Origin of the sequence: Aeromonas sp. ASNIH7, from assembly GCF_002903485.1 — a bacterium.
GTDB classification, from domain to species: domain Bacteria; phylum Pseudomonadota; class Gammaproteobacteria; order Enterobacterales; family Aeromonadaceae; genus Aeromonas; species Aeromonas caviae.
Genome location: NZ_CP026226.1, coordinates 1,503,247 through 1,523,251, shown reverse-complemented (window position 1 = coordinate 1,523,251; position 20,005 = coordinate 1,503,247). Strand labels below are relative to the sequence as shown.

Below are 20,005 nucleotides of genomic sequence, written 5' to 3'. Positions count from 1 at the left end.
TCTGTGCAAGAGGTTTCAACCAATGGCAAGTATCCAAGTTCTCACTCGAAAAACCGGCAAGTCCTATCGCGTTCAGTTCATGCGTAACGGCAACCGTGTATCCAAAGTTTTTACCCGCAAAAAAGACGCAGAGCAGTTCCTGGCTCAGATCACCGTATCTGACGAGCTGGCAGATGCCTTAACCAACGTCACCCTCACTAGCACCACCATTCAACAAGCTATTCATGAGTACCTTGAACAGCACAAGGGGCGAGACAAGTCTGTACCCCAGCGTCTGGGCTGGTGGGTTGAACATCTTGGCGACAAGACGTTGAACAAGGTCAACCGCCAGCGGATCAAGAACGCCATCTCGATTCTGGAGGCAGAAGGGAAAGCTCCTGCGACTCTGAACCGCTACAAAGCCGCGTTGTCAGCAGTATTTGCCTACATGTGCGATCGCTATGACCTCAAGGTAAATCCTTGCCTGGAAGTGAAGCAGAAGCGGGAAGACAATGCTCGCACACGCTTTTTGTCGGCAGATGAACTGGCTCGATTGATGAAGGCCACCAAGTTGAGCAAGTGGGGGCGACTTCATATGCTGGTTCATATGGCGTTGACCACTGGAGCACGGAGGGGCGAGCTGATCGGCCTCAAGTGGTCAGACATCAATTTCAACGCGCGAACTGCTCACTTGGCGGTTACCAAGAATGGTAGTCAGAGGGTTCTGTCTCTGACTGCTGACTTGCTTACTGAGCTCTCCCAGTTTCGTGAGATTGGTGCCAGCTTTGTTTTCCCTCACCCTTCTGGCCTCAATCGACCGTTTACCGAGTTTGACTACCACTGGCAGGCTGCGAAGAAAGCTGCGTTGCTCTCTGATTTCCATTTTCACGACCTTCGACATAGCTGTGCCAGCTTGTTGGCGATGAATGGTGCCAGCATTCTGGAGATCGCAGAGGTGTTAGGCCATAAGTCGATCACCATGACCCAGCGATATTCCCATTTGTGCAATGCCCACAAAGCCAAACTCACTGATCGGGTATTTGGTAATCTCATGGGGGGTTAATCAATTAGGCTGTGCAGCTTAGATGTATTGAACATGTTAGCTTGAGCCCCTCGCATCTATGGATGCGAGGGGCTTTTGTTTGTCTGGGGATGTAGTAGATGAGTGATCAATATATAAACAGCGATTTTCTGGAGGGTTTAGTCGTATGGCAAAAATCACCAGATGATAACCCCATCATTTTTGATGGAGAGGAAGGAATTCCGTACTTCTCCCCAAATGGTCGCCCGAGGTTGGCCATTACAAAAGATGGTCAATTAATAGACTCAGTATCAATCGACATCACAGCCAAAAAAGTAACATCTGATGATGAAGTCGAGCGCCAAAATGACCAATACCATATTGGGAGCTGGGAAAATAAAACACCTCGCCTGACGATAAAGCGTGAAGTAGCCAAAGAGGCCATCAGTTATAGCGCAAAGTTGCGGAAAATTGGGTGGACTGATGAACTACTGAATTTTGAACTGAATGCGCTTGAGCTCCGCTGGGCTGACTCAGACATCACAGCACCGTCAGTTGCTACTATCCGAGCTAGAAATAGGGTCTCTCCTCATAGATACAAAATTCCAAGACTGGCTGTGGCTGCCTACATTGAATATCACAAGATTGGCTTCCAAAAGGGATTCATGGCTCAAGTAACAGGGAAAAGTGAAGAAGAAATATCGTACGCTCTTGTTAGATTAGCCTTGGATATCGCGTTGCTAAACCCTTGCCTGGGGAAAGTATGGGGGAGAGGGTATACCCGACAAGGAATGCGCAACAAGGATCTACCTCTGTCAGATTCCGAGATTACCTTGGAGTATCTTGAGGATCTGATTCTACACTTACACGCTCAGACAGCGAGCGAAGGTGGTTTTGAGTCACTGTATATTGATGATATCGCTTCTTTAGAGAGATCGATCAAGCTCATTAAAGAAGATACTGAGCTTCAGAATCAGATGAAAGAATCTCAACTTGATGCTGTACAGGCCGCAAAAGTAATGCTGACTGCATCAGGAGTCCCATGCAGGACAAATAAAGAAGATGAGCCATGGGCTCGGTTTGTTGCTGAAGCATGGGGAGTTATCCCTTCATATATCGTTAGTGCAGCCAAAATATTGAAAAAGTCAAGAACAGAAGTGAGCTGACTTCTGTTCTAAAAGAAAACCTATCACATCGCGTTAAATACTCCCCGACCAAACCGCAGAACACCAAGAGCAACAGGAAAGGGAGTATAAGCAGTATGCAAGACCTCAACCTCATGTACAGATCTAGTTATCACCTGACACCGGCCTCAAACCGGTGTCTTGTTTACGCTACTTTAGTGCGCACTTCCTTCGGTATCAATTTCAGACCCTTTTTGAACATGCTGTAGGGAGTCTGTCCTTCCATCATCCTGCCCTGATGTGGCCGCTGGGTGTTGTAGTGCTCCAGGTAGCTATCCAGGTGTCGTTTTCAGAAGACGGCTGCACTGAACGTCAGAAGCCGACTGCACTATAGCAGCGGAGGGGTTGGATCCATCAGGCAACGACGGGCTGCTGCCGGCCATCAGCGGACGCAGGGAGGACTTTCCGCAACCGGCCGTTCGATGCGGCACCGATGGCCTTCGCGCAGGGGTAGTGAATCCGCCAGGATTGACTTGCGCTGCCCTACCTCTCACTAGTGAGGGGCGGCAGCGCATCAAGCGGTGAGCGCACTCCGGCACCGCCAACTTTCAGCACATGCGTGTAAATCATCGTCGTAGAGACGTCGGAATGGCCGAGCAGATCCTGCACGGTTCGAATGTCGTAACCGCTGCGGAGCAAGGCCGTCGCGAACGAGTGGCGGAGGGTGTGCGGTGTGGCGGGCTTCGTGATGCCTGCTTGTTCTACGGCACGTTTGAAGGCGCGCTGAAAGGTCTGGTCATACATGTGATGGCGACGCACGACACCGCTCCGTGGATCGGTCGAATGCGTGTGCTGCGCAAAAACCCAGAACCACGGCCAGGAATGCCCGGCGCGCGGATACTTCCGCTCAAGGGCGTCGGGAAGCGCAACGCCGCTGCGGCCCTCGGCCTGGTCCTTCAGCCACCATGCCCGTGCACGCGACAGCTGCTCGCGCAGGCTGGGTGCCAAGCTCTCGGGTAACATCAAGGCCCGATCCTTGGAGCCCTTGCCCTCCCGCACGATGATCGTGCCGTGATCGAAATCCAGATCCTTGACCCGCAGTTGCAAACCCTCACTGATCCGCATGCCCGTTCCATACAGAAGCTGGGCGAACAAACGATGCTCGCCTTCCAGAAAACCGAGGATGCGAACCACTTCATCCGGGGTCAGCACCACCGGCAAGCGCCGCGACGGCCGAGGTCTTCCGATCTCCTGAAGCCAGGGCAGATCCGTGCACAGCACCTTGCCGTAGAAGAACAGCAAGGCCGCCAATGCCTGACGATGCGTGGAGACCGAAACCTTGCGCTCGTTCGCCAGCCAGGACAGAAATGCCTCGACTTCGCTGCTGCCCAAGGTTGCCGGGTGACGCACACCGTGGAAACGGATGAAGGCACGAACCCAGTGGACATAAGCCTGTTCGGTTCGTAAACTGTAATGCAAGTAGCGTATGCGCTCACGCAACTGGTCCAGAACCTTGACCGAACGCAGCGGTGGTAACGGCGCAGTGGCGGTTTTCATGGCTTGTTATGACTGTTTTTTTGTACAGTCTATGCCTCGGGCATCCAAGCAGCAAGCGCGTTACGCCGTGGGTCGATGTTTGATGTTATGGAGCAGCAACGATGTTACGCAGCAGGGCAGTCGCCCTAAAACAAAGTTAAACATCATGAGGGAAGCGGTGATCGCCGAAGTATCGACTCAACTATCAGAGGTAGTTGGCGTCATCGAGCGCCATCTCGAACCGACGTTGCTGGCCGTACATTTGTACGGCTCCGCAGTGGATGGCGGCCTGAAGCCACACAGTGATATTGATTTGCTGGTTACGGTGACCGTAAGGCTTGATGAAACAACGCGGCGAGCTTTGATCAACGACCTTTTGGAAACTTCGGCTTCCCCTGGAGAGAGCGAGATTCTCCGCGCTGTAGAAGTCACCATTGTTGTGCACGACGACATCATTCCGTGGCGTTATCCAGCTAAGCGCGAACTGCAATTTGGAGAATGGCAGCGCAATGACATTCTTGCAGGTATCTTCGAGCCAGCCACGATCGACATTGATCTGGCTATCTTGCTGACAAAAGCAAGAGAACATAGCGTTGCCTTGGTAGGTCCAGCGGCGGAGGAACTCTTTGATCCGGTTCCTGAACAGGATCTATTTGAGGCGCTAAATGAAACCTTAACGCTATGGAACTCGCCGCCCGACTGGGCTGGCGATGAGCGAAATGTAGTGCTTACGTTGTCCCGCATTTGGTACAGCGCAGTAACCGGCAAAATCGCGCCGAAGGATGTCGCTGCCGACTGGGCAATGGAGCGCCTGCCGGCCCAGTATCAGCCCGTCATACTTGAAGCTAGACAGGCTTATCTTGGACAAGAAGAAGATCGCTTGGCCTCCCGCGCAGATCAGTTGGAAGAATTTGTTCACTACGTGAAAGGCGAGATCACCAAGGTAGTCGGCAAATAATGTCTAACAATTCGTTCAAGCCGACGCCGCTTCGCGGCGCGGCTTAACTCAAGCGTTAGATGCACTAAGCACATAATTGCTCACAGCCAAACTATCAGGTCAAGTCTGCTTTTATTATTTTTAAGCGTGCATAATAAGCCCTACACAAATTGGGAGATATATCATGAAAGGCTGGCTTTTTCTTGTTATCGCAATAGTTGGCGAAGTAATCGCAACATCCGCATTAAAATCTAGCGAGGGCTTTACTAAGCTTGCCCCTTCCGCCGTTGTCATAATCGGTTATGGCATCGCATTTTATTTTCTTTCTCTGGTTCTGAAATCCATCCCTGTCGGTGTTGCTTATGCAGTCTGGTCGGGACTCGGCGTCGTCATAATTACAGCCATTGCCTGGTTGCTTCATGGGCAAAAGCTTGATGCGTGGGGCTTTGTAGGTATGGGGCTCATAATTGCTGCCTTTTTGCTCGCCCGATCCCCATCGTGGAAGTCGCTGCGGAGGCCGACGCCATGGTGACGGTGTTCGGCATTCTGAATCTCACCGAGGACTCCTTCTTCGATGAGAGCCGGCGGCTAGACCCCGCCGGCGCTGTCACCGCGGCGATCGAAATGCTGCGAGTCGGATCAGACGTCGTGGATGTCGGACCGGCCGCCAGCCATCCGGACGCGAGGCCTGTATCGCCGGCCGATGAGATCAGACGTATTGCGCCGCTCTTAGACGCCCTGTCCGATCAGATGCACCGTGTTTCAATCGACAGCTTCCAACCGGAAACCCAGCGCTATGCGCTCAAGCGCGGCGTGGGCTACCTGAACGATATCCAAGGATTTCCTGACCCTGCGCTCTATCCCGATATTGCTGAGGCGGACTGCAGGCTGGTGGTTATGCACTCAGCGCAGCGGGATGGCATCGCCACCCGCACCGGTCACCTTCGACCCGAAGACGCGCTCGACGAGATTGTGCGGTTCTTCGAGGCGCGGGTTTCCGCCTTGCGACGGAGCGGGGTCGCTGCCGACCGGCTCATCCTCGATCCGGGGATGGGATTTTTCTTGAGCCCCGCACCGGAAACATCGCTGCACGTGCTGTCGAACCTTCAAAAGCTGAAGTCGGCGTTGGGGCTTCCGCTATTGGTCTCGGTGTCGCGGAAATCCTTCTTGGGCGCCACCGTTGGCCTTCCTGTAAAGGATCTGGGTCCAGCGAGCCTTGCGGCGGAACTTCACGCGATCGGCAATGGCGCTGACTACGTCCGCACCCACGCGCCTGGAGATCTGCGAAGCGCAATCACCTTCTCGGAAACCCTCGCGAAATTTCGCAGTCGCGACGCCAGAGACCGAGGGTTAGATCATGCCTAGCATTCACCTTCCGGCCGCCCGCTAGCGGACCCTGGTCAGGTTCCGCGAAGGTGGGCGCAGACATGCTGGGCTCGTCAGGATCAAACTGCACTATGAGGCGGCGGTTCATACCGCGCCAGGGGAGCGAATGGACAGCGAGGAGCCTCCGAACGTTCGGGTCGCCTGCTCGGGTGATATCGACGAGGTTGTGCGGCTGATGCACGACGCTGCGGCGTGGATGTCCGCCAAGGGAACGCCCGCCTGGGACGTCGCGCGGATCGACCGGACATTCGCGGAGACCTTCGTCCTGAGATCCGAGCTCCTAGTCGCGAGTTGCAGCGACGGCATCGTCGGCTGTTGCACCTTGTCGGCCGAGGATCCCGATGTCACTTTCAGAAGGCGACAGCACGAAATATCAAAAGTCGACCGCACGGTCTTTTCTGACGTTGGAGTCGCCTCAGAAAACGGAAAATAAAGCACGCTAAGGCGTAGTTCCCTCGGGCTACACCGCGTCCGCACTGCGCGGTTCTTTCTTCCCTTGCAGTGACGCAATCAGCGGGCAGGAAACGTTCCCCTTCCGCGCATGGCAGGCGCACACCAAATCAGACAGCACGGCCTCCATGCGCGCCAGGTCAGCCATCCTCTCGCGCACGTCCTTGAGCTTGTGCTCGGCCAGGCTGCTGGCTTCCTCGCAATGGGTGCCATCCTCCAGCCGCAGCAGCTCGGCGATCTCATCCAGGCTGAAGCCCAACCGCTGGGCTGATTTCACGAAGCGCACCCGCGTTACATCCGTCTCGCCATAGCGGCGAATGCTGCCGTAAGGCTTGTCCGGTTCCGGGAGCAAGCCCTTGCGCTGATAGAACCGGATGGTCTCCACATTGACCCCGGCCGTCCTGGCGAAAACGCCAATGGTCAGGTTCTCCAAATTGTTTTCCATATCGCTTGACTCCGTACATAACTACGGAAGTAAGCTTAAGCTATCCAATTCAGATTCGAAAGGACAAACGTATGTCTGAACCTCAAAACGGGTGCGGCGCGCTCTTCACTGGCGGGCTGGCCGCCATCCTCGCCTCGGCTTGCTGCCTCGGGCCGCTGGTTCTGATCGCCTTGGGGTTCAGCGGCGCTTGGATCGGCAACTTGACGGTGTTGGAACCCTATCGCCCCATCTTTATCGGCGTGGCGCTGGTGGCGTTGTTCTTCGCCTGGCGGCGCATCTACCGGCCGTCAGCCGCCTGCAAACCGGGTGAGGTTTGCGCGATTCCCCAAGTGCGAGCTACTTACAAGCTCATTTTCTGGGGCGTGGCCGTGCTGGTTTTGGTCGCGCTCGGATTTCCCTACGTCGTGCCATTTTTCTATTGATCACAGGAGTTCACCATGAAAAAGCTGCTTTCCGCCCTTGCCCTCGCTGCCGTTGTTGCCCCCGTGTGGGCCGCCACCCAGACCGTTACGCTGTCCGTACCGGGCATGACCTGCTCGGCCTGTCCGATCACTGTCAAGAAGGCGATTTCCAAGGTCGATGGCGTCAGTAAAGTTGACGTGACCTTCGAGACGCGCGAAGCGGTGGTCACCTTCGATGATGCCAAGACCAGCGTGCAGAAACTGACCAAGGCTACCGAGGATGCGGGCTACCCATCATCAGTCAAGAACTGATCATGAAAGACCCGAAGACACTGCTGCGGGTCAGCATCATTGGCACAACCCTCGTGGCGCTGTGTTGCTTCACCCCTGTTCTGGTCATTTTGCTCGGTGTGGTCGGCTTGTCCGCGCTGACCGGCTATCTGGACTATGTGCTGCTGCCTGCGCTGGCGATTTTCATCGGCTTGACCATCTACGCCATCCAACGAAAACGCCAAGCCGATGCCTGCTGCACCCCGAAATTCAATGGAGTAAAAAAATGACCGAAATCACCGTGAATGGCATGACCTGCACATCCTGCGCCACCCATGTCAAAGATGCTTTGGAAAAGATTCCCGGCGTGAATGCCGCTGTGGTGTCCTATCCAGAAAGCCGCGCGCAAGTCATGGCAGACACCGCCGTGAGCCACAACCAACTGCTGGCCGCCATCGCCGCATTGGGTTATCAAGGCTCGATCCGGGTTGGTGATTTCAAAGATGAACCAAAAATCCGTGATGCACTTGAGGGCGCCGGTTTGCATATCGCCATCATTGGCAGCGGCGGGGCCGCGATGGCGGCGGCGCTGAAGGCCGTCGAGCAAGGCGCGACGGTCACGCTGATCGAACGCGGCACCATCGGCGGCACCTGCGTCAATATCGGCTGTGTGCCGTCCAAGATCATGATCCGCGCTGCCCATATTGCCCATCTGCGCCGGGAAAGTCCGTTCGACGGCGGTATTGCGGCAACTGTGCCTGCGATTGACCGCAGCAAACTGCTGGCCCAGCAGCAGGCCCGTGTCGATGAACTGCGGCACGCCAAATACGAAGGCATCCTGGACGGCAATCCAGCCATCACCGTTTTGCACGGTGAAGCGCGTTTCAAGGACGACCAGAGCCTGGTCGTCCGTTTGAACGAGGGTGGCGAGCGCGAGGTAACGTTCGACCGCTGCCTGGTCGCCACCGGTGCCAGTCCGGCCGTGCCGCCGATTCCGGGCCTGAAAGAGTCACCCTACTGGACTTCCACCGAAGCGCTTGTCAGCGACACCATTCCCGCACGCCTGGCCGTGATCGGTTCGTCGGTGGTGGCGTTGGAACTGGCGCAAGCCTTTGCCCGGCTCGGCAGCCAGGTCACGATCCTGGCACGCAGCACCTTGTTCTTCCGGGAAGACCCGGCCATCGGCGAGGCCGTGACAGCCGCTTTCCGCGCCGAGGGCATCGAGGTGCTGGAGCACACGCAAGCCAGCCAGGTCGCCCATGTGAACGGCGAATTCGTGCTGACCACCGGACACGGTGAATTGCGCGCTGACAAGTTGCTGGTTGCCACCGGTCGGGCACCGAATACGCGCAGCCTCGCGCTGGACGCGGCGGGGGTCACTGTCAATGCGCAAGGGGCCATCGTTATCGACCAAGGCATGCGCACGAGCAACCCGAACATCTACGCGGCCGGCGACTGCACCGACCAGCCGCAGTTCGTCTACGTGGCAGCGGCCGCCGGCACCCGTGCCGCGATCAACATGACCGGCGGCGACGCAGCCCTCAATCTGACCGCGATGCCGGCAGTGGTGTTCACCGACCCGCAAGTCGCCACCGTGGGCTACAGCGAGGCGGAAGCGCACCACGATGGCATCGAGACCGACAGTCGCACGCTGACACTCGACAACGTTCCGCGAGCGCTTGCCAACTTCGACACACGCGGCTTCATCAAGCTGGTCATCGAGGAAGGTAGCGGACGGCTCATCGGCGTGCAGGCGGTGGCCCCGGAAGCGGGCGAACTGATCCAGACGGCGGTGCTCGCCATCCGCAACCGCATGACGGTGCAGGAACTGGCCGACCAGTTGTTCCCCTACCTGACAATGGTCGAGGGGTTGAAGCTTGCGGCGCAGACCTTCAACAAGGACGTGAAGCAGCTTTCCTGCTGCGCTGGATAAAAAAAGGAGGTTTTCAATGAGCGCCTACACCGTGTCCCGGCTGGCCCTTGATGCCGGGGTGAGCGTGCATATCGTGCGCGACTACCTGCTGCGCGGATTGCTGCGTCCGGTGGCGTGCACCCCGGGCGGCTATGGCCTGTTCGATGATGCCGCCTTGCAACGGCTGTGCTTCGTGCGGGCGGCCTTCGAGGCGGGCATCGGCCTGGACGCGCTGGCGCGGCTGTGCCGGGCGCTGGATGCTGCGGACGGCGATGAAGCGGCCGCGCAGCTTGCCGTTCTGCGCCAGTTCGTCGAGCGTCGGCGCGAAGCGTTGGCCGATCTGGAGGTGCAGTTGGCCACCATGCCGACCGAGCCGGCACAGCACGCGGAGAGTCTGCCATGAACAGCCCCGAGCGCTTGCCGTCCGAGACGCACAAACCGATCACCGGCTACCTGTGGGGCGCGCTGGCCGTGCTCACCTGTCCCTGCCATTTGCCGATTCTCGCCATTGTGCTGGCCGGCACGACGGCCGGCGCGTTCATCGGAGAGTACTGGGGTATCGCAGCCCTCACGCTGACCGGTTTGTTCGTCCTGTCTGTGACACGACTGCTGCGGGCCTTCAAAGATCGATCATGAGCGCTTCCCATTGAGACAAACCACGCTGTCGCTACGTTGCCTCATGCCGGCATCAAATTCGGCTGAGTAGCTTCTCGCCATCTGGACGTAGCTCACCCTTGGGTGAAACATGCCGATACAGGGTCTGCCGCGTGACGCCAAGTTCCTGGCACAGGTCGCCGACCTTGGTCTCTGGCTGACCCATTGCCGCCATCGCCAGCCGCAGCTTGGCGGCGGTCATCTTGAACGGCCGGCCGCCTTTCCGCCCGCGCGCGCGGGCCGAGGCTAGGCCGGCAATCGTGCGCTCCGCGATCAACTCGCGCTCGAACTCGGCCAGGGCGGCGAAGATGCCAAAGACCAGCTTGCCGGCGGCGGTCGTGGTGTCGATGGCCGCGCCGTGCCCGGTTAATACCTTCAAGCCGATGCCGCGCCCAGTCAGGTCGTGCACGGTGTTGATGAGATGTCGCAGGTCGCGTCCGAGCCGATCCAGTTTCCACACGACCAGTGTGTCGCCAGTTCGCAACGCCTTCAGGCAGCTCGTCAAGCCGGGCCGATCCTCGCGCATGCCGGATGCCTGGTCCTCGTAAAGATGTACTGGATCGACCCCGGCGGCAATCAGCGCGTCGCGCTGCAAATCGGTAGCCTGGGAGCCGTCCGCCTTCGATACCCGCATGTAGCCTATCAGCATGTCGTACCTGTCACATATACGTTCGATTATGTGACAGTGTGCACCGGAAAGTTCTGGTCGTCAAAATTTGTCACTTAACCCGTCATTCTGTCTAAGACATGCAAAGGGTCCATCAGGCACGTAATGTGACAGGAATTCCGGGGGGATGCCTTCCTTTGCGAAGGTGGCGCGCAACTGTTCCAGGGAAGCGGGGTCGCGCCGACCATAGGAAGCCAACGCGAACAGCGAGCGTGCCGTCTCGGGGTCGTGCCGCGCTTCAATGATGGCCTCATCGATGGCCTGGACTGCCCGTTGCCAGTGATCGACGGGTTCGGGCTTCGGCGTTTTCGCCGACAGGCCACTGGTGAAACCGGTTTGGGGTTCGGACCAGAACAGCTTTGCATGCTCGCCCGGCGGGCTTATATCCCTCATCTCAATCAAGCTGATTGCCGTTGCCGCCGCCTCCAGCATCTGCAACCGTACTGCCGGGTTCAGGGTTTCATACGGTCGCCACAGACTTTGCCCAGCACGCAGCGGATGCCCGCAGCCTTCCCAGACTTGGCGGAGATACCCCGCGCAGGTTCCGCACGTCGAAAGCGGGGTGTTCAGCTCATCGAGCAGCGTGCGTAGTAGCCGAAACCACAATCCAGCGTGGATGCGTCGGCGCGGCAGCTCCACATGGCCGGTCGTCAGTGCCTGCCAGGTGCGCCGGTCCATCACCGCAATCGCGTCGCTGGCGGTGCGCGGCGCAGTGTCGGCGTTCTCCCAGCCGAGAAACCGCCCAGGCACGCCCCAATAGGATTCCAGCCAGCAGCCATGCAGCGGGCAGCTCAGCATCAGGGGCAGCTTCCATGCAAGCAGTACGGCTTGGTTTGCCGGGTCGTTCAGACAGAGCGGGCAGGCGCGATGTATCGGCTGGCTGGGCAGCCAGGCACGCCAGCTCGTGATGGATCGCGTCCTACGGCGGAGTTTCGGCAGCAGCACCGAGAGCTGGAACGCATAGGTTTCCAATGCGTCTGGAATCTGATCATCAAGGCTGTCCAGTAGCCAAGGCACCCAGCCGGCGAAACTCATGCAACGCAGCCGGTCCGGCTCGATGCCGCTCCGCTGGGAGAGCATCGCCAGCAGCGCCAGTGGTGGCGCGGTGTCCAGGTCATCAACCTGGCCGTGACCAAGATCGTGCTCCAGCAGCTCGGACACCTCCATGTGATAGCAAAGGGCCACGCGGTTGAGCCACGAAGACAAGGCTTCGCCTTCCCTGGGAGCCGGATGCAGTGGCCAGTGTGGCGCTGGCTTCACATCAGTTCCCGCTCGAATTGCCGCCGCCGCTCGCTGGGACCGGTGTAATCGGCCATGCTGAGCGTGCGATGGTTGATCGCTTCCTCACCGCTCTCCACGGCAGCGACGGCCGCCGCCATCAACAGGTGCGCCAGCTCGCCGATGGTGCCCTCGCTGCGCGTGAGCAGGTAGCGGGCCATATCCAGCGTGGCAATCGACGAGGGTCGCCGCAGCGGGAGCGAAGCCGCGAAGCTGGCCAGCAGTGAGCAGCAATCGTCGTTGGCCTCCCACACCGGCAGCATCATCGGCTCGAAGCGGTTTTCCAACTGGTCGTCCGAGCGGATCGCCAAGTAGGCATCGCGTGTGCCGACCCCGACCAGCGGGATGCGCAGCTCGTTGCCGAGGAAACGCAGCAGGTTGAGGAATTCCCGGCGGTTGACGCTGTTGCCGGCCAGGACGTTGTGCAATTCGTCGATCACCAGCATGCGCACGCCGACCTTGCGTAGCAGTGCCAGCGCCAATTGCTCCATTTCCGGCAGCCGTGGGCGCGGGCGCAATGGCGCGCCCATCGCGGCAAGTAGCGCGACGTAGAAGCGGATTACCGACGGTTCGGATGGCATCTGCACGACCAGTACCGGAATGTGCTCCTGGTCGGCGTCGGAGCTGGCCGGGTGGGTGCGGCGGAATTTCTCGACGATCATCGACTTGCCGTTGTTGGTTGGACCGACCAACAGCAGGTTGGGCATGCGTTGTTTGTTCGGCCACGCATACAGGGCTTCCAGCCGATTCAGCGCCTCGACTGCTCGCGGATAGCCGATCCAGCGGTCAGCGCGAAGGCGATGGATGCGTTCGTCCGCCGGAAGACGGGCCAAGCCCTGGGCCACCGGCATCAGGTGGGACAAGTCGATGATGGGATATTCTTCCACGGCTACCACTCCTCAATCTGGTCGAACGGTTTGGCAGGTGGCTGGTTGTCTGCCTGCGGGTCAGCCATGTCCGCGTCCGGTGGTGGCGTGGTTTTGAAAAGAACTGCCGTTGCCTTGAGATGCTGGCGTCGATCCGCGTCGCGCCGCGCCTTGCGCGTAGCTTTCTGCGCGGTGGACACGATTTCGCGCATCTGGCCGATCATGCGAAACAGCGCCGACTCATCCACCTGTTCGCGCCCTTGCTGCCGCAATTTCGCCAGCGCCTGTCGTTGTTCCCAGAGGGTGACAGCCGGGTGCGACAAGGTGCGGTATGGAATTTCCAGATAGTGCTGCCCCTCCGGCTCCAGCACCCAAATGCGGCTGATGTCGCGCGGGTCGCGCCGGATCAGGAACGCAGGCAAGCGGTCGCGCCGAGCTATCCACGGCTTGAGCGCATCGGCGTAGTAATGGATGTGGTCGATGACGAAGCCGGTGCGGGTCAGCGTGCGGCGGATGATGGGCAGAAAATCGACCAGAAAAGCCGTGGTGCGAGTGATGACGGTTGGCACGCCGGTCCGCGCGATAGCTTCGGCCCAGCGCGCTGCCGGCGGCTGGAGCAGGCCGTTGTGCACGGAGCCGTGGTAGGTGCCGACCGCCAATGTGAGCCAGCGCTCCAGCTCACGCAGCGTCAGGGCGGCCTTGTTTTCGGAATCGTAGTCGCCGCGCTGGTCAGGGTTGGAGAAGGTCGTCCCTGGCAATTCGTCGTGGATCATCTGCATCGCCGTGCCGATGATCCGTTCCACGATGCCGCCGTAGTGCGGCTGCCCGAGCGGGCGATAGTCAAGCCGGATGCCATGCTGCTCGCAGCCTCGGCGTAGCGCTTCGCTCTTGAACTCGGCCGCGTTGTCCAGGTAGAGCAGCCTGGGCTTGCCGCTCATCGGCCACTCCATTTCTATGTTCAGACCCTCCAGCCAGGGACGCTTGTCGCAGGCGACATGCACAAGGCACAGGCCGACCGAAACAGATGACGGCGCTTCCAGCGTGACGACCATGCCGAGCACGCAGCGGGTAAACACGTCGATGGCGATGGTCAGATACGGACGGCCAATCGGTTGCCGGTCGCGCTCGTCCACCACGATCAGGTCGATGACCGTGTGATCAATCTGCACTTGTTCCAGTGGCGCGGTCACGGCGGGAGGCTCACCACCGACACCTTGCAGGCTGCGGGACGCATCCTGACCTTCCCGGCGGCGAGTGGCCTTGAGCGGATCGAGGCCGGCGATCCGCAGAGCCACGGTGTTGCGCGCCGGCGCCCGCAGCTTTTGCGCTTTGCAAGCCTGCGCGACCTCGCGGTGGAACGCTGCCAGGCTACGCTTCTGCTTGGTCAGGAAGCGCTTTTGCAGCAACTCGCGGATGATGCGCTCAACTGATTCCGGCAAGCGTCCCTTGCCTTTTCCGCCGCCGGATCGGCTGCGAGCCAGGTCCGTCACAAGCCCAGCACCTTGCCGGGCACGGCGGATTAGGACATACACCTGCCGCCTGGACAGGCCAAGCGCGTGAGCAGCGGCATCGGCGGCTTCATGCCCGACCACATCAAGCGCTGCCAGCGGCCCGATGATTTCCGCCCGTTGCCGGGCCTGCGCCCAAGCCGCATCGGGCAGGGTGGCCACGCCTTGCTCGGCAATCAATGATGTGTCTGACGCCATGCTCACACCTCGCTTTGGTGCACACGAGTATTGAGCATAGTCGAGATTGGTGCAGATGACTTCTGATATTGCGTTGTCAGGAGTCGCCTGCACATCTGGCGTTACGCCCCGTCAATTGGTGCAGTCGTCTTCTGAAAATGACACCAGGTCTGTCTGCATCTGCTCTACCGACTCATACCAGGTTGTCCTCCCCTTGATACGGAAGTGTTCATCCAGCAGGGTACGATGTAGCCGCTCGATAAAGCCGTTGCTCTGCGGCCTGCGTACCTTGGTGGTCCGGTGCTCAATCCCCTCCAGTTGCAGGAACAGCTCGTAGGGGTGATGGTCAGGGCGCCCGCAGAACTCGCGCCCGTTGTCCGACAGGATGGTATAGACCCGCGCCTCGTGAGCCTCGAAGAACGGCAGGACCGTTTCGTTGAGCACATGGACCGAGGTCACCGGCAGCTTGCTGGTGTAGAGCCGTCCCCAGGCATGGCGGCTGTAGCAGTCCAGTACGGTTTGCAGATACACCTTGCCCACCCCCTTGAGTGCGCCGACGAAGAAGGTGTCGACCGCCACCAGTTCCCCGGTGTAGTGAACCTCAATTTGGCGTTCGCGAAACTCGGGGCTGAAGCGCTCGAGCAGGCGGATCTGCTCGTCATTGAGCTCAATCGTCTGTTCCCTGTGGGTTTTCTCGAGGCGCAACAAGCGGTCATGCTTGGAGAGCAAGTCGTGACGTTGCCACACGCCACGCACACCGCCCGCACTGACGTTGATGCCTTGCAGAGCCAGTTCTTGCGCGACCCGCAGCGGGCCATGGGTTGGTCTGGTGAGGGAGTAATCGAGGATGGCCTGCTCAATCTCGGGAGCGACCCGGTTGGGATGCGCCCCTTTGCAGCCGGGGAGTTTGTCGAGCAAGCCCTCAGCCCCATAGGTCTGGTAGTTACGGCGAATCTCGTAGAACTGCTGGCGGCTGTAGCCGATGAGCTTGCAGGCTTTGCTGACGTTATTGAGCTCTTTGGCGAGCTCTAGCAGGCTGAGTTTACGACGTGCTACTTTCTCGTTGGTGGTCATACGGTGACTCCGGATAACACGGTAGGGGTACCGTTTTGTTATCCGGTTTGAAGCCGTATGACCACTCCCTTTTGTGGGCACCTGTCAGGTGAATACCATCTCCATACAGCGGCCGGTGGGCTAGATCCTGTCGAACGGGGGCGCATCCACCAACAACAGGTCAAGGTCAAAGAGGAAACCCGAAAGCGGGAAGATGGCCACAGGAAAGCTGCTGCACGCGCCTGCCGCATCATGAATGCTCATTCGCGTGGCTGTGGTAGCGCCTACCTATCAAGGAAAGGTTTTGCGGAACGCCAGAGCGCGATCAGCGGTACCAAAGAAACGATAAACGGTGAGGTGTTCCCTGTCGGTAGCGTGATTGTTCCCTTGCTCGATGGTGCAGGGAATCTGGTGAACGTGGAGCTAATTCGCAACGAAGATGGTTTGAAACACACCTTGGGTGGTGGCCGCAAGGCTGGTGTATATCATCGCATTGATGGTGGGGCGCTGGTGGCAGTGGTGGAAGGCTACGCCACCGGTCTATCAGTCCAGCAGGCGACAGGGGCAACAGTCTATTGCGCGATGACTGCCAACAATCTGATGAACGTGGCTGAGATTGCTAGAAGTCAGAACCCAGACGCCGAAATCATCATCTGTGGTGATCACGATTTGGATAACGCAACAGGCCAGCGTAATGACTCTACCAAGCACCAGACTGAGCAAGCAGCACAAGCAGTGGGCGGGCGTGCAATATTTCCACCAGAGGCCGGGGATTGGAACGATTACCACCAAGCTCATGGGCTGAGCAACACACAAGAGGCCATCATGAGCGCCAGCACCAGACTGGCGACTAGCCAAAGCCAAAACGCCAGCCAGAAGGGAGATGAATCCAGGAAGATCGTGGTGAACCAGCTCCAACGGGAGCATGAGCCACCAGCCACCATGATAGACAAAATGAGTGCTAGTCAGCGGGCTGCACTACTGGTCGAACGATTGGGGCAAGTTGCTATCAGCCTTGAGTCCGAGCGTGTCTATCGCTATGACGGTGGCCTATGGACACCATGGACAGATACAGAACTGCGCCGCGAAATGGCTGCCATCTTTATCGAGCATGGAGTTCCGTTCAGTGACAAAGGTATTGCCACCACAGTTTCCACTATGAAGCTGATGATCCCAACCATGGGTCAGCCTACCAAAGAGCTGATCGGCTTTGCTAATGGGGTTTATGACATGGCAACTCGCCAGTTTCGGCCACATTCGCCCAGCAATGGGCTGCTCACGCACAACGGCATCAACTATGCTCCGCCACTCGTTGATGAATGTCTCGAGCGGGATGCCCCCAACTTCACTAGGTGGTTATCTCACGCAGTCGATAACAACGCCGCCAAGATGGCTCGCATCAATGCCGCCTTATATATGGTGCTGGCAAACCGTTATGACTGGCAGCTATTCCTTGAGGTTACCGGTGAGGGGGGCAGCGGTAAGAGCATCTTTGCCAATGTGGCAATCCTGTTAGCTGGTGGAAAACGGAACACTGGCTCCGGCAACATGGCCTCACTGGACCACGCTAAAAGTCGCTACCAGTTTGTCGATAAACGGCTGATTGTGCTGCCTGACCAGCCCAAATACATCGGTGATGGCAGTGGCATCAAGGCCATTACCGGGGGCGATTTGGTCGAGATCGATGGGAAGTATGAGAAACAATTTGCCACTGTCATTCAGGCTGTTGTGCTGGCCACCAATAACGAGCCTATGGTCATTACTGAACGCAATGGGGGAATATCCCGACGTAGGGTGATCTTTACCTTTGACCGGGTTGTGGCCGAAGCGGATAAAGACCCGTTGCTTGGAGACAAGATTGCCGCCGAGTTGCCGGTGGTGATCCGCTATCTGTTAGCCCAGTTCGCCGAACCTGAGCATGCCCGTCACTTATTGCTGGAACAGCGTAACTCCGATGATGCCTTGATCATCAAACGAGCCACCGACCCCGTGATCGACCTTTGCGGGATGGTGCTCTTTCTGGATGAACCCAAGGGATTGATGATGGGGGGGAATCCGGAGATCAAGCGGGAACCCCGACGCTATCTCTATCATGCCTACCTTGCCTTCATGGAGTACCACGGTCTGGGGCGCCCGCTATCAGTTCAAGGTTTTAGCCGTGCGCTTAAGGCAGCAGCCAAAGAGTATGGCCGCCAATACTGCAGTCGGGTGATCAAGGGCAAATCGCAAACCAACATTATGTTGACCGAGGTAGCGGAGATGTTCTTACCCCAAGCGGTCTACGCCGATCAGTAATGACGGCATAGTGATGACGGAATGATGAGCTTGGCCGCTGTACCTGATGATACCTAGGACTTTCATCTACAAACCCTACCCTCCCTACCTAGCACAGCTGAAAGCCTTGCCAGGCAAGGGATATAAAGAGGTAGGGTGAGTATTCTCTAACCCTACCCAAACCCTACTGGTCATCTTTATCCCTACCGTCATGGCTGATTTGGCTTGGTTGCAAATCTAGGCTGCTCTGATTAACCAAACGGTGCTGGGGTAGGGTATGGGTAGGGTCTGAATGTTGAACCCTACACGTCTCAAGCCAGTCTTGGTAAGGCCTGCAACGGGGGTAGGCTGGGTAGGCACCAAAAGCGGTAAAACATTTCAGGGGATTAGCGGGCCAAGCCAATGATGATCCACCAAGCCCAACGTGAAGCAGAAGCGAATGATCGACGAAATTCTGAAGAGGTATGCCAAAGAGATAGCAAAAGAGGAAAAGCAGCGGCTAAAGGAGCAAAAACGAGCAGAACGCCAACGCAAGCAGCTAGAACGATTGTGCAAGCCAGCACCGGGAGTCGAAGACATTTTTCGGTATCGTAATGCCTGGGCTCGGAATGTCGGGCAGTCTAACCGTCGATTGATGGAACGAGCAGAACGAGACCATGCCATAGCCAAGCTGGGGCCGATCAATCACTTGGCTGCTCTTGTCGTTGCAATGGAGTGGCATCCGCACCATGCCTATATTCTGATCGTCGCAACAGACCCCGGCGTGACCTGTGAGGAGCTGACTGATTTCTACAACCTGAGTCATTCAAATCACAGGATGGTGTTCCGTCGCTTGAACACGGTGTTGAAGCAGTTGGGTTGGCGTTTTGCCTCATACCCTAAATAACTGATCCCAATAGTGCTACACCTTCGCTGTGCCATAGCCATTCCCCGGGAAAGGAGACACGGTATCCATGAAGTGTTTCACTCGGGCCAGCAGGTTTGCCATCCCTCTGCATTGATGATTGCGCGTGATGGTTTCATGTAACTTGTGCCATAGCCGTTCTATGTGATTAACCCAAGGGCTGTAAACTGGCTGGAACACCAGGCAGAACTTGGGATTCTTCTTCAACCATCGCTCGGTCTGTTTGCTTTTGTGAATGATGTAGTTATCGAGGATCAACGTGATGGTTTTGGCTCGTCGGTAGTGGTGGCGCAGCTTTTCCAGCATGGCAATAAACAGCGATGAGTTTTTCTTGATCCCGCTGACGTAAAGTACCCTTCCGTTGCCTGCGTGGAGAACGCCTGCCAGATAATGCTTGGCATTCTGCCCCGGTGTGACAACCCGCTTTTGCTGCGCTCTGAACATCCAGTCGGCTCCTAATTTGGGATTGAGGTCTATATCGACTTCATCCTCATAAAACACCGGATTATCGGCATCACAGCGGGCCAGCGCGGCGTCGATATTCGCCATTTTTTCCTGATAGGCTGGGTCTTTTATCCGCAAGGTCGGCACGGGCCTGCGCCAGACAATGCCCATACGAGGTAACCATCGGCGGAGCGTGGAGGCTGCCACATTGAGCCCTGTTAACCGATTGATTTTTATAGCCAATAGTTCAGTACACCAACGGCTGCGCTGATAACCAAAATCTTGCGGAGAAAACTGCATGAGCAGCACCAGTAAGGTGACAATCTTGGCGATAGGTAAGACTGGGGCACGGCCAGCCGGTAAGGCTTCTAGCGCATCTATGCCTTCATCTCGATACCACCGAAGCCAACGACCGATGGTCGAGCGCGCAGCGCCGGTAAGGTGATGAACATCGGTGATCGTGCGTCCTTCATGTAACAGCAAGATGGCCATCAAGCGACGAGCATGTCCTTTATCACGGGTGGCATGGATGATTTTGTGAATGCGGCGCCGTTGTGGTCGTGGCAGAGGTGGTAGGATAGGCATCAACTCAGTCCTTTGGGTGTGGCTTGTTTTGTTTAGCGACTAATCAGATCGCACAAACTGGACTGAGTTCCCTTCCTCCGGTGATCTACTATTCGGAACAGCTATTTAGCCATGGCACCTGCAATAAAATAATA

The 20,005-nt window shown here is 57.7% G+C and carries 21 protein-coding genes and 2 pseudogenes; 14 read left to right on the top strand and 9 right to left on the bottom strand.

The window, feature by feature from the left end; translation table 11 throughout:
• Window positions 1-22: 22 nt before the first annotated feature.
• Together C2U47_RS07105 and C2U47_RS07100 are read left to right on the top strand one after the other, a co-directional pair.
• Window positions 23-1,042, top strand: a complete 1,020-nt coding sequence (locus C2U47_RS07105; protein WP_069784993.1) for a tyrosine-type recombinase/integrase — start codon at window positions 23-25, stop codon at window positions 1,040-1,042.
• Between the two features lie 98 nt (window positions 1,043-1,140).
• Window positions 1,141-2,166 carry a hypothetical protein gene (locus C2U47_RS07100; protein WP_103261542.1) on the top strand — a complete coding sequence of 342 codons (1,026 nt, stop codon included), beginning with the start codon at window positions 1,141-1,143 and terminating at the stop codon, window positions 2,164-2,166.
• A 163-nt stretch (window positions 2,167-2,329) separates the two neighbouring features.
• On the opposite strand, the pseudogene C2U47_RS07095 reads toward C2U47_RS07100, so the two are convergent.
• Window positions 2,330-2,464 (bottom strand): annotated as a pseudogene (locus tag C2U47_RS07095) (IS481 family transposase); the annotation flags it as partial.
• Between the two features lie 203 nt (window positions 2,465-2,667).
• On the bottom strand, window positions 2,668-3,681 hold the full coding sequence (intI1, locus tag C2U47_RS07085) for a class 1 integron integrase IntI1 (RefSeq protein ID WP_000845048.1): 1,014 nt from the start codon (window positions 3,679-3,681) through the stop codon (window positions 2,668-2,670).
• A gap of 145 nt (window positions 3,682-3,826) precedes the next feature.
• Between intI1 and aadA1 the strand changes: the two genes are divergently transcribed.
• From aadA1 to C2U47_RS07060, 4 genes are all read left to right on the top strand, one after another.
• The gene (gene aadA1 / locus C2U47_RS07080) at window positions 3,827-4,618 is read left to right on the top strand and encodes an ANT(3'')-Ia family aminoglycoside nucleotidyltransferase AadA1 (protein WP_001206316.1); all 792 of its coding nucleotides are present in this window, start codon (window positions 3,827-3,829) and stop codon (window positions 4,616-4,618) included.
• Between the two features lie 163 nt (window positions 4,619-4,781).
• Window positions 4,782-5,129, top strand: a complete 348-nt coding sequence (locus C2U47_RS07075; RefSeq protein WP_000679427.1) for a quaternary ammonium compound efflux SMR transporter QacE delta 1 — start codon at window positions 4,782-4,784, stop codon at window positions 5,127-5,129.
• On the top strand, window positions 5,123-5,962 hold the full coding sequence (gene sul1 / locus C2U47_RS07070) for a sulfonamide-resistant dihydropteroate synthase Sul1 (protein WP_000259031.1): 840 nt from the start codon (window positions 5,123-5,125) through the stop codon (window positions 5,960-5,962). Before C2U47_RS07075 ends, sul1 begins: the two co-directional genes overlap by 7 nt.
• A gap of 127 nt (window positions 5,963-6,089) precedes the next feature.
• On the top strand, window positions 6,090-6,416 hold the full coding sequence (locus tag C2U47_RS07060; protein WP_077253980.1) for a hypothetical protein: 327 nt from the start codon (window positions 6,090-6,092) through the stop codon (window positions 6,414-6,416).
• Between the two features lie 27 nt (window positions 6,417-6,443).
• On the opposite strand, the gene merR is transcribed toward C2U47_RS07060, so the two are convergent.
• A complete protein-coding gene (merR, locus tag C2U47_RS07055; protein ID WP_000429838.1) occupies window positions 6,444-6,878 on the bottom strand; it encodes an Hg(II)-responsive transcriptional regulator in 435 nt (144 codons plus the stop codon).
• Window positions 6,879-6,949: 71 nt separating this feature from the next.
• On the opposite strand from merR, the gene merT reads away from it, so the two are divergent.
• The 6 genes from merT to merE are packed head-to-tail and all read left to right on the top strand — an operon-like array spanning window position 6,950 to window position 10,097.
• Entirely contained in the window at window positions 6,950-7,300 is a 351-nt protein-coding gene (gene merT, locus C2U47_RS07050) for a mercuric ion transporter MerT (protein ID WP_032454987.1), read from the top strand.
• 15 nt (window positions 7,301-7,315) lie between these two features.
• The gene (gene merP, locus C2U47_RS07045) at window positions 7,316-7,591 is read left to right on the top strand and encodes a mercury resistance system periplasmic binding protein MerP (RefSeq protein ID WP_000735441.1); all 276 of its coding nucleotides are present in this window, start codon (window positions 7,316-7,318) and stop codon (window positions 7,589-7,591) included.
• Window positions 7,592-7,593: 2 nt separating this feature from the next.
• Window positions 7,594-7,839 carry a mercury resistance system transport protein MerF gene (gene merF, locus C2U47_RS07040; RefSeq protein WP_000654684.1) on the top strand — a complete coding sequence of 82 codons (246 nt, stop codon included), beginning with the start codon at window positions 7,594-7,596 and terminating at the stop codon, window positions 7,837-7,839.
• Window positions 7,836-9,482 carry a mercury(II) reductase gene (merA, locus tag C2U47_RS07035; protein ID WP_000136268.1) on the top strand — a complete coding sequence of 549 codons (1,647 nt, stop codon included), beginning with the start codon at window positions 7,836-7,838 and terminating at the stop codon, window positions 9,480-9,482. Before merF ends, merA begins: the two co-directional genes overlap by 4 nt.
• Before the next feature lie 16 nt (window positions 9,483-9,498).
• On the top strand, window positions 9,499-9,864 hold the full coding sequence (gene merD / locus C2U47_RS07030) for a mercury resistance co-regulator MerD (protein WP_003465059.1): 366 nt from the start codon (window positions 9,499-9,501) through the stop codon (window positions 9,862-9,864).
• On the top strand, window positions 9,861-10,097 hold the full coding sequence (gene merE / locus C2U47_RS07025) for a broad-spectrum mercury transporter MerE (protein WP_001087809.1): 237 nt from the start codon (window positions 9,861-9,863) through the stop codon (window positions 10,095-10,097). Before merD ends, merE begins: the two co-directional genes overlap by 4 nt.
• Before the next feature lie 52 nt (window positions 10,098-10,149).
• Here merE and C2U47_RS07020 read toward each other — a convergent pair whose 3' ends face one another.
• The 5 genes and pseudogenes from C2U47_RS07020 to C2U47_RS06995 form a co-directional block, all read right to left on the bottom strand.
• Window positions 10,150-10,764 (bottom strand): recombinase family protein, encoded by a 615-nt coding sequence (locus C2U47_RS07020; protein ID WP_000904941.1) that lies wholly within the window; start codon window positions 10,762-10,764, stop codon window positions 10,150-10,152.
• Window positions 10,765-10,824: 60 nt separating this feature from the next.
• Entirely contained in the window at window positions 10,825-12,042 is a 1,218-nt protein-coding gene (locus C2U47_RS07015; RefSeq protein WP_000801210.1) for a TniQ family protein, read from the bottom strand.
• Window positions 12,039-12,947 (bottom strand): TniB family NTP-binding protein, encoded by a 909-nt coding sequence (locus C2U47_RS07010; protein ID WP_000393453.1) that lies wholly within the window; start codon window positions 12,945-12,947, stop codon window positions 12,039-12,041. The genes C2U47_RS07015 and C2U47_RS07010 overlap by 4 nt, the downstream gene beginning before the upstream one ends.
• 2 nt (window positions 12,948-12,949) lie before the next feature.
• Entirely contained in the window at window positions 12,950-14,632 is a 1,683-nt protein-coding gene (locus C2U47_RS07005) for a Mu transposase C-terminal domain-containing protein (protein WP_010791757.1), read from the bottom strand.
• A gap of 129 nt (window positions 14,633-14,761) precedes the next feature.
• Window positions 14,762-15,685: pseudogene (locus tag C2U47_RS06995) on the bottom strand (IS481-like element ISAs19 family transposase); the annotation flags it as partial.
• Window positions 15,686-15,742: 57 nt separating this feature from the next.
• Between C2U47_RS06995 and C2U47_RS06990 the strand changes: the two are divergent.
• Together C2U47_RS06990 and C2U47_RS06985 are read left to right on the top strand one after the other, a co-directional pair.
• Window positions 15,743-17,959 (top strand): toprim domain-containing protein, encoded by a 2,217-nt coding sequence (locus C2U47_RS06990; RefSeq protein WP_103261539.1) that lies wholly within the window; start codon window positions 15,743-15,745, stop codon window positions 17,957-17,959.
• A gap of 418 nt (window positions 17,960-18,377) precedes the next feature.
• On the top strand, window positions 18,378-18,824 hold the full coding sequence (locus C2U47_RS06985; protein ID WP_103261538.1) for a hypothetical protein: 447 nt from the start codon (window positions 18,378-18,380) through the stop codon (window positions 18,822-18,824).
• A gap of 15 nt (window positions 18,825-18,839) precedes the next feature.
• Here C2U47_RS06985 and C2U47_RS06980 read toward each other — a convergent pair whose 3' ends face one another.
• Complete coding sequence (locus C2U47_RS06980) at window positions 18,840-19,871, bottom strand: IS630-like element ISAhy2 family transposase (protein WP_001809438.1); 1,032 nt, start codon at window positions 19,869-19,871, stop codon at window positions 18,840-18,842.
• Window positions 19,872-20,005 lie beyond the last annotated feature (134 nt).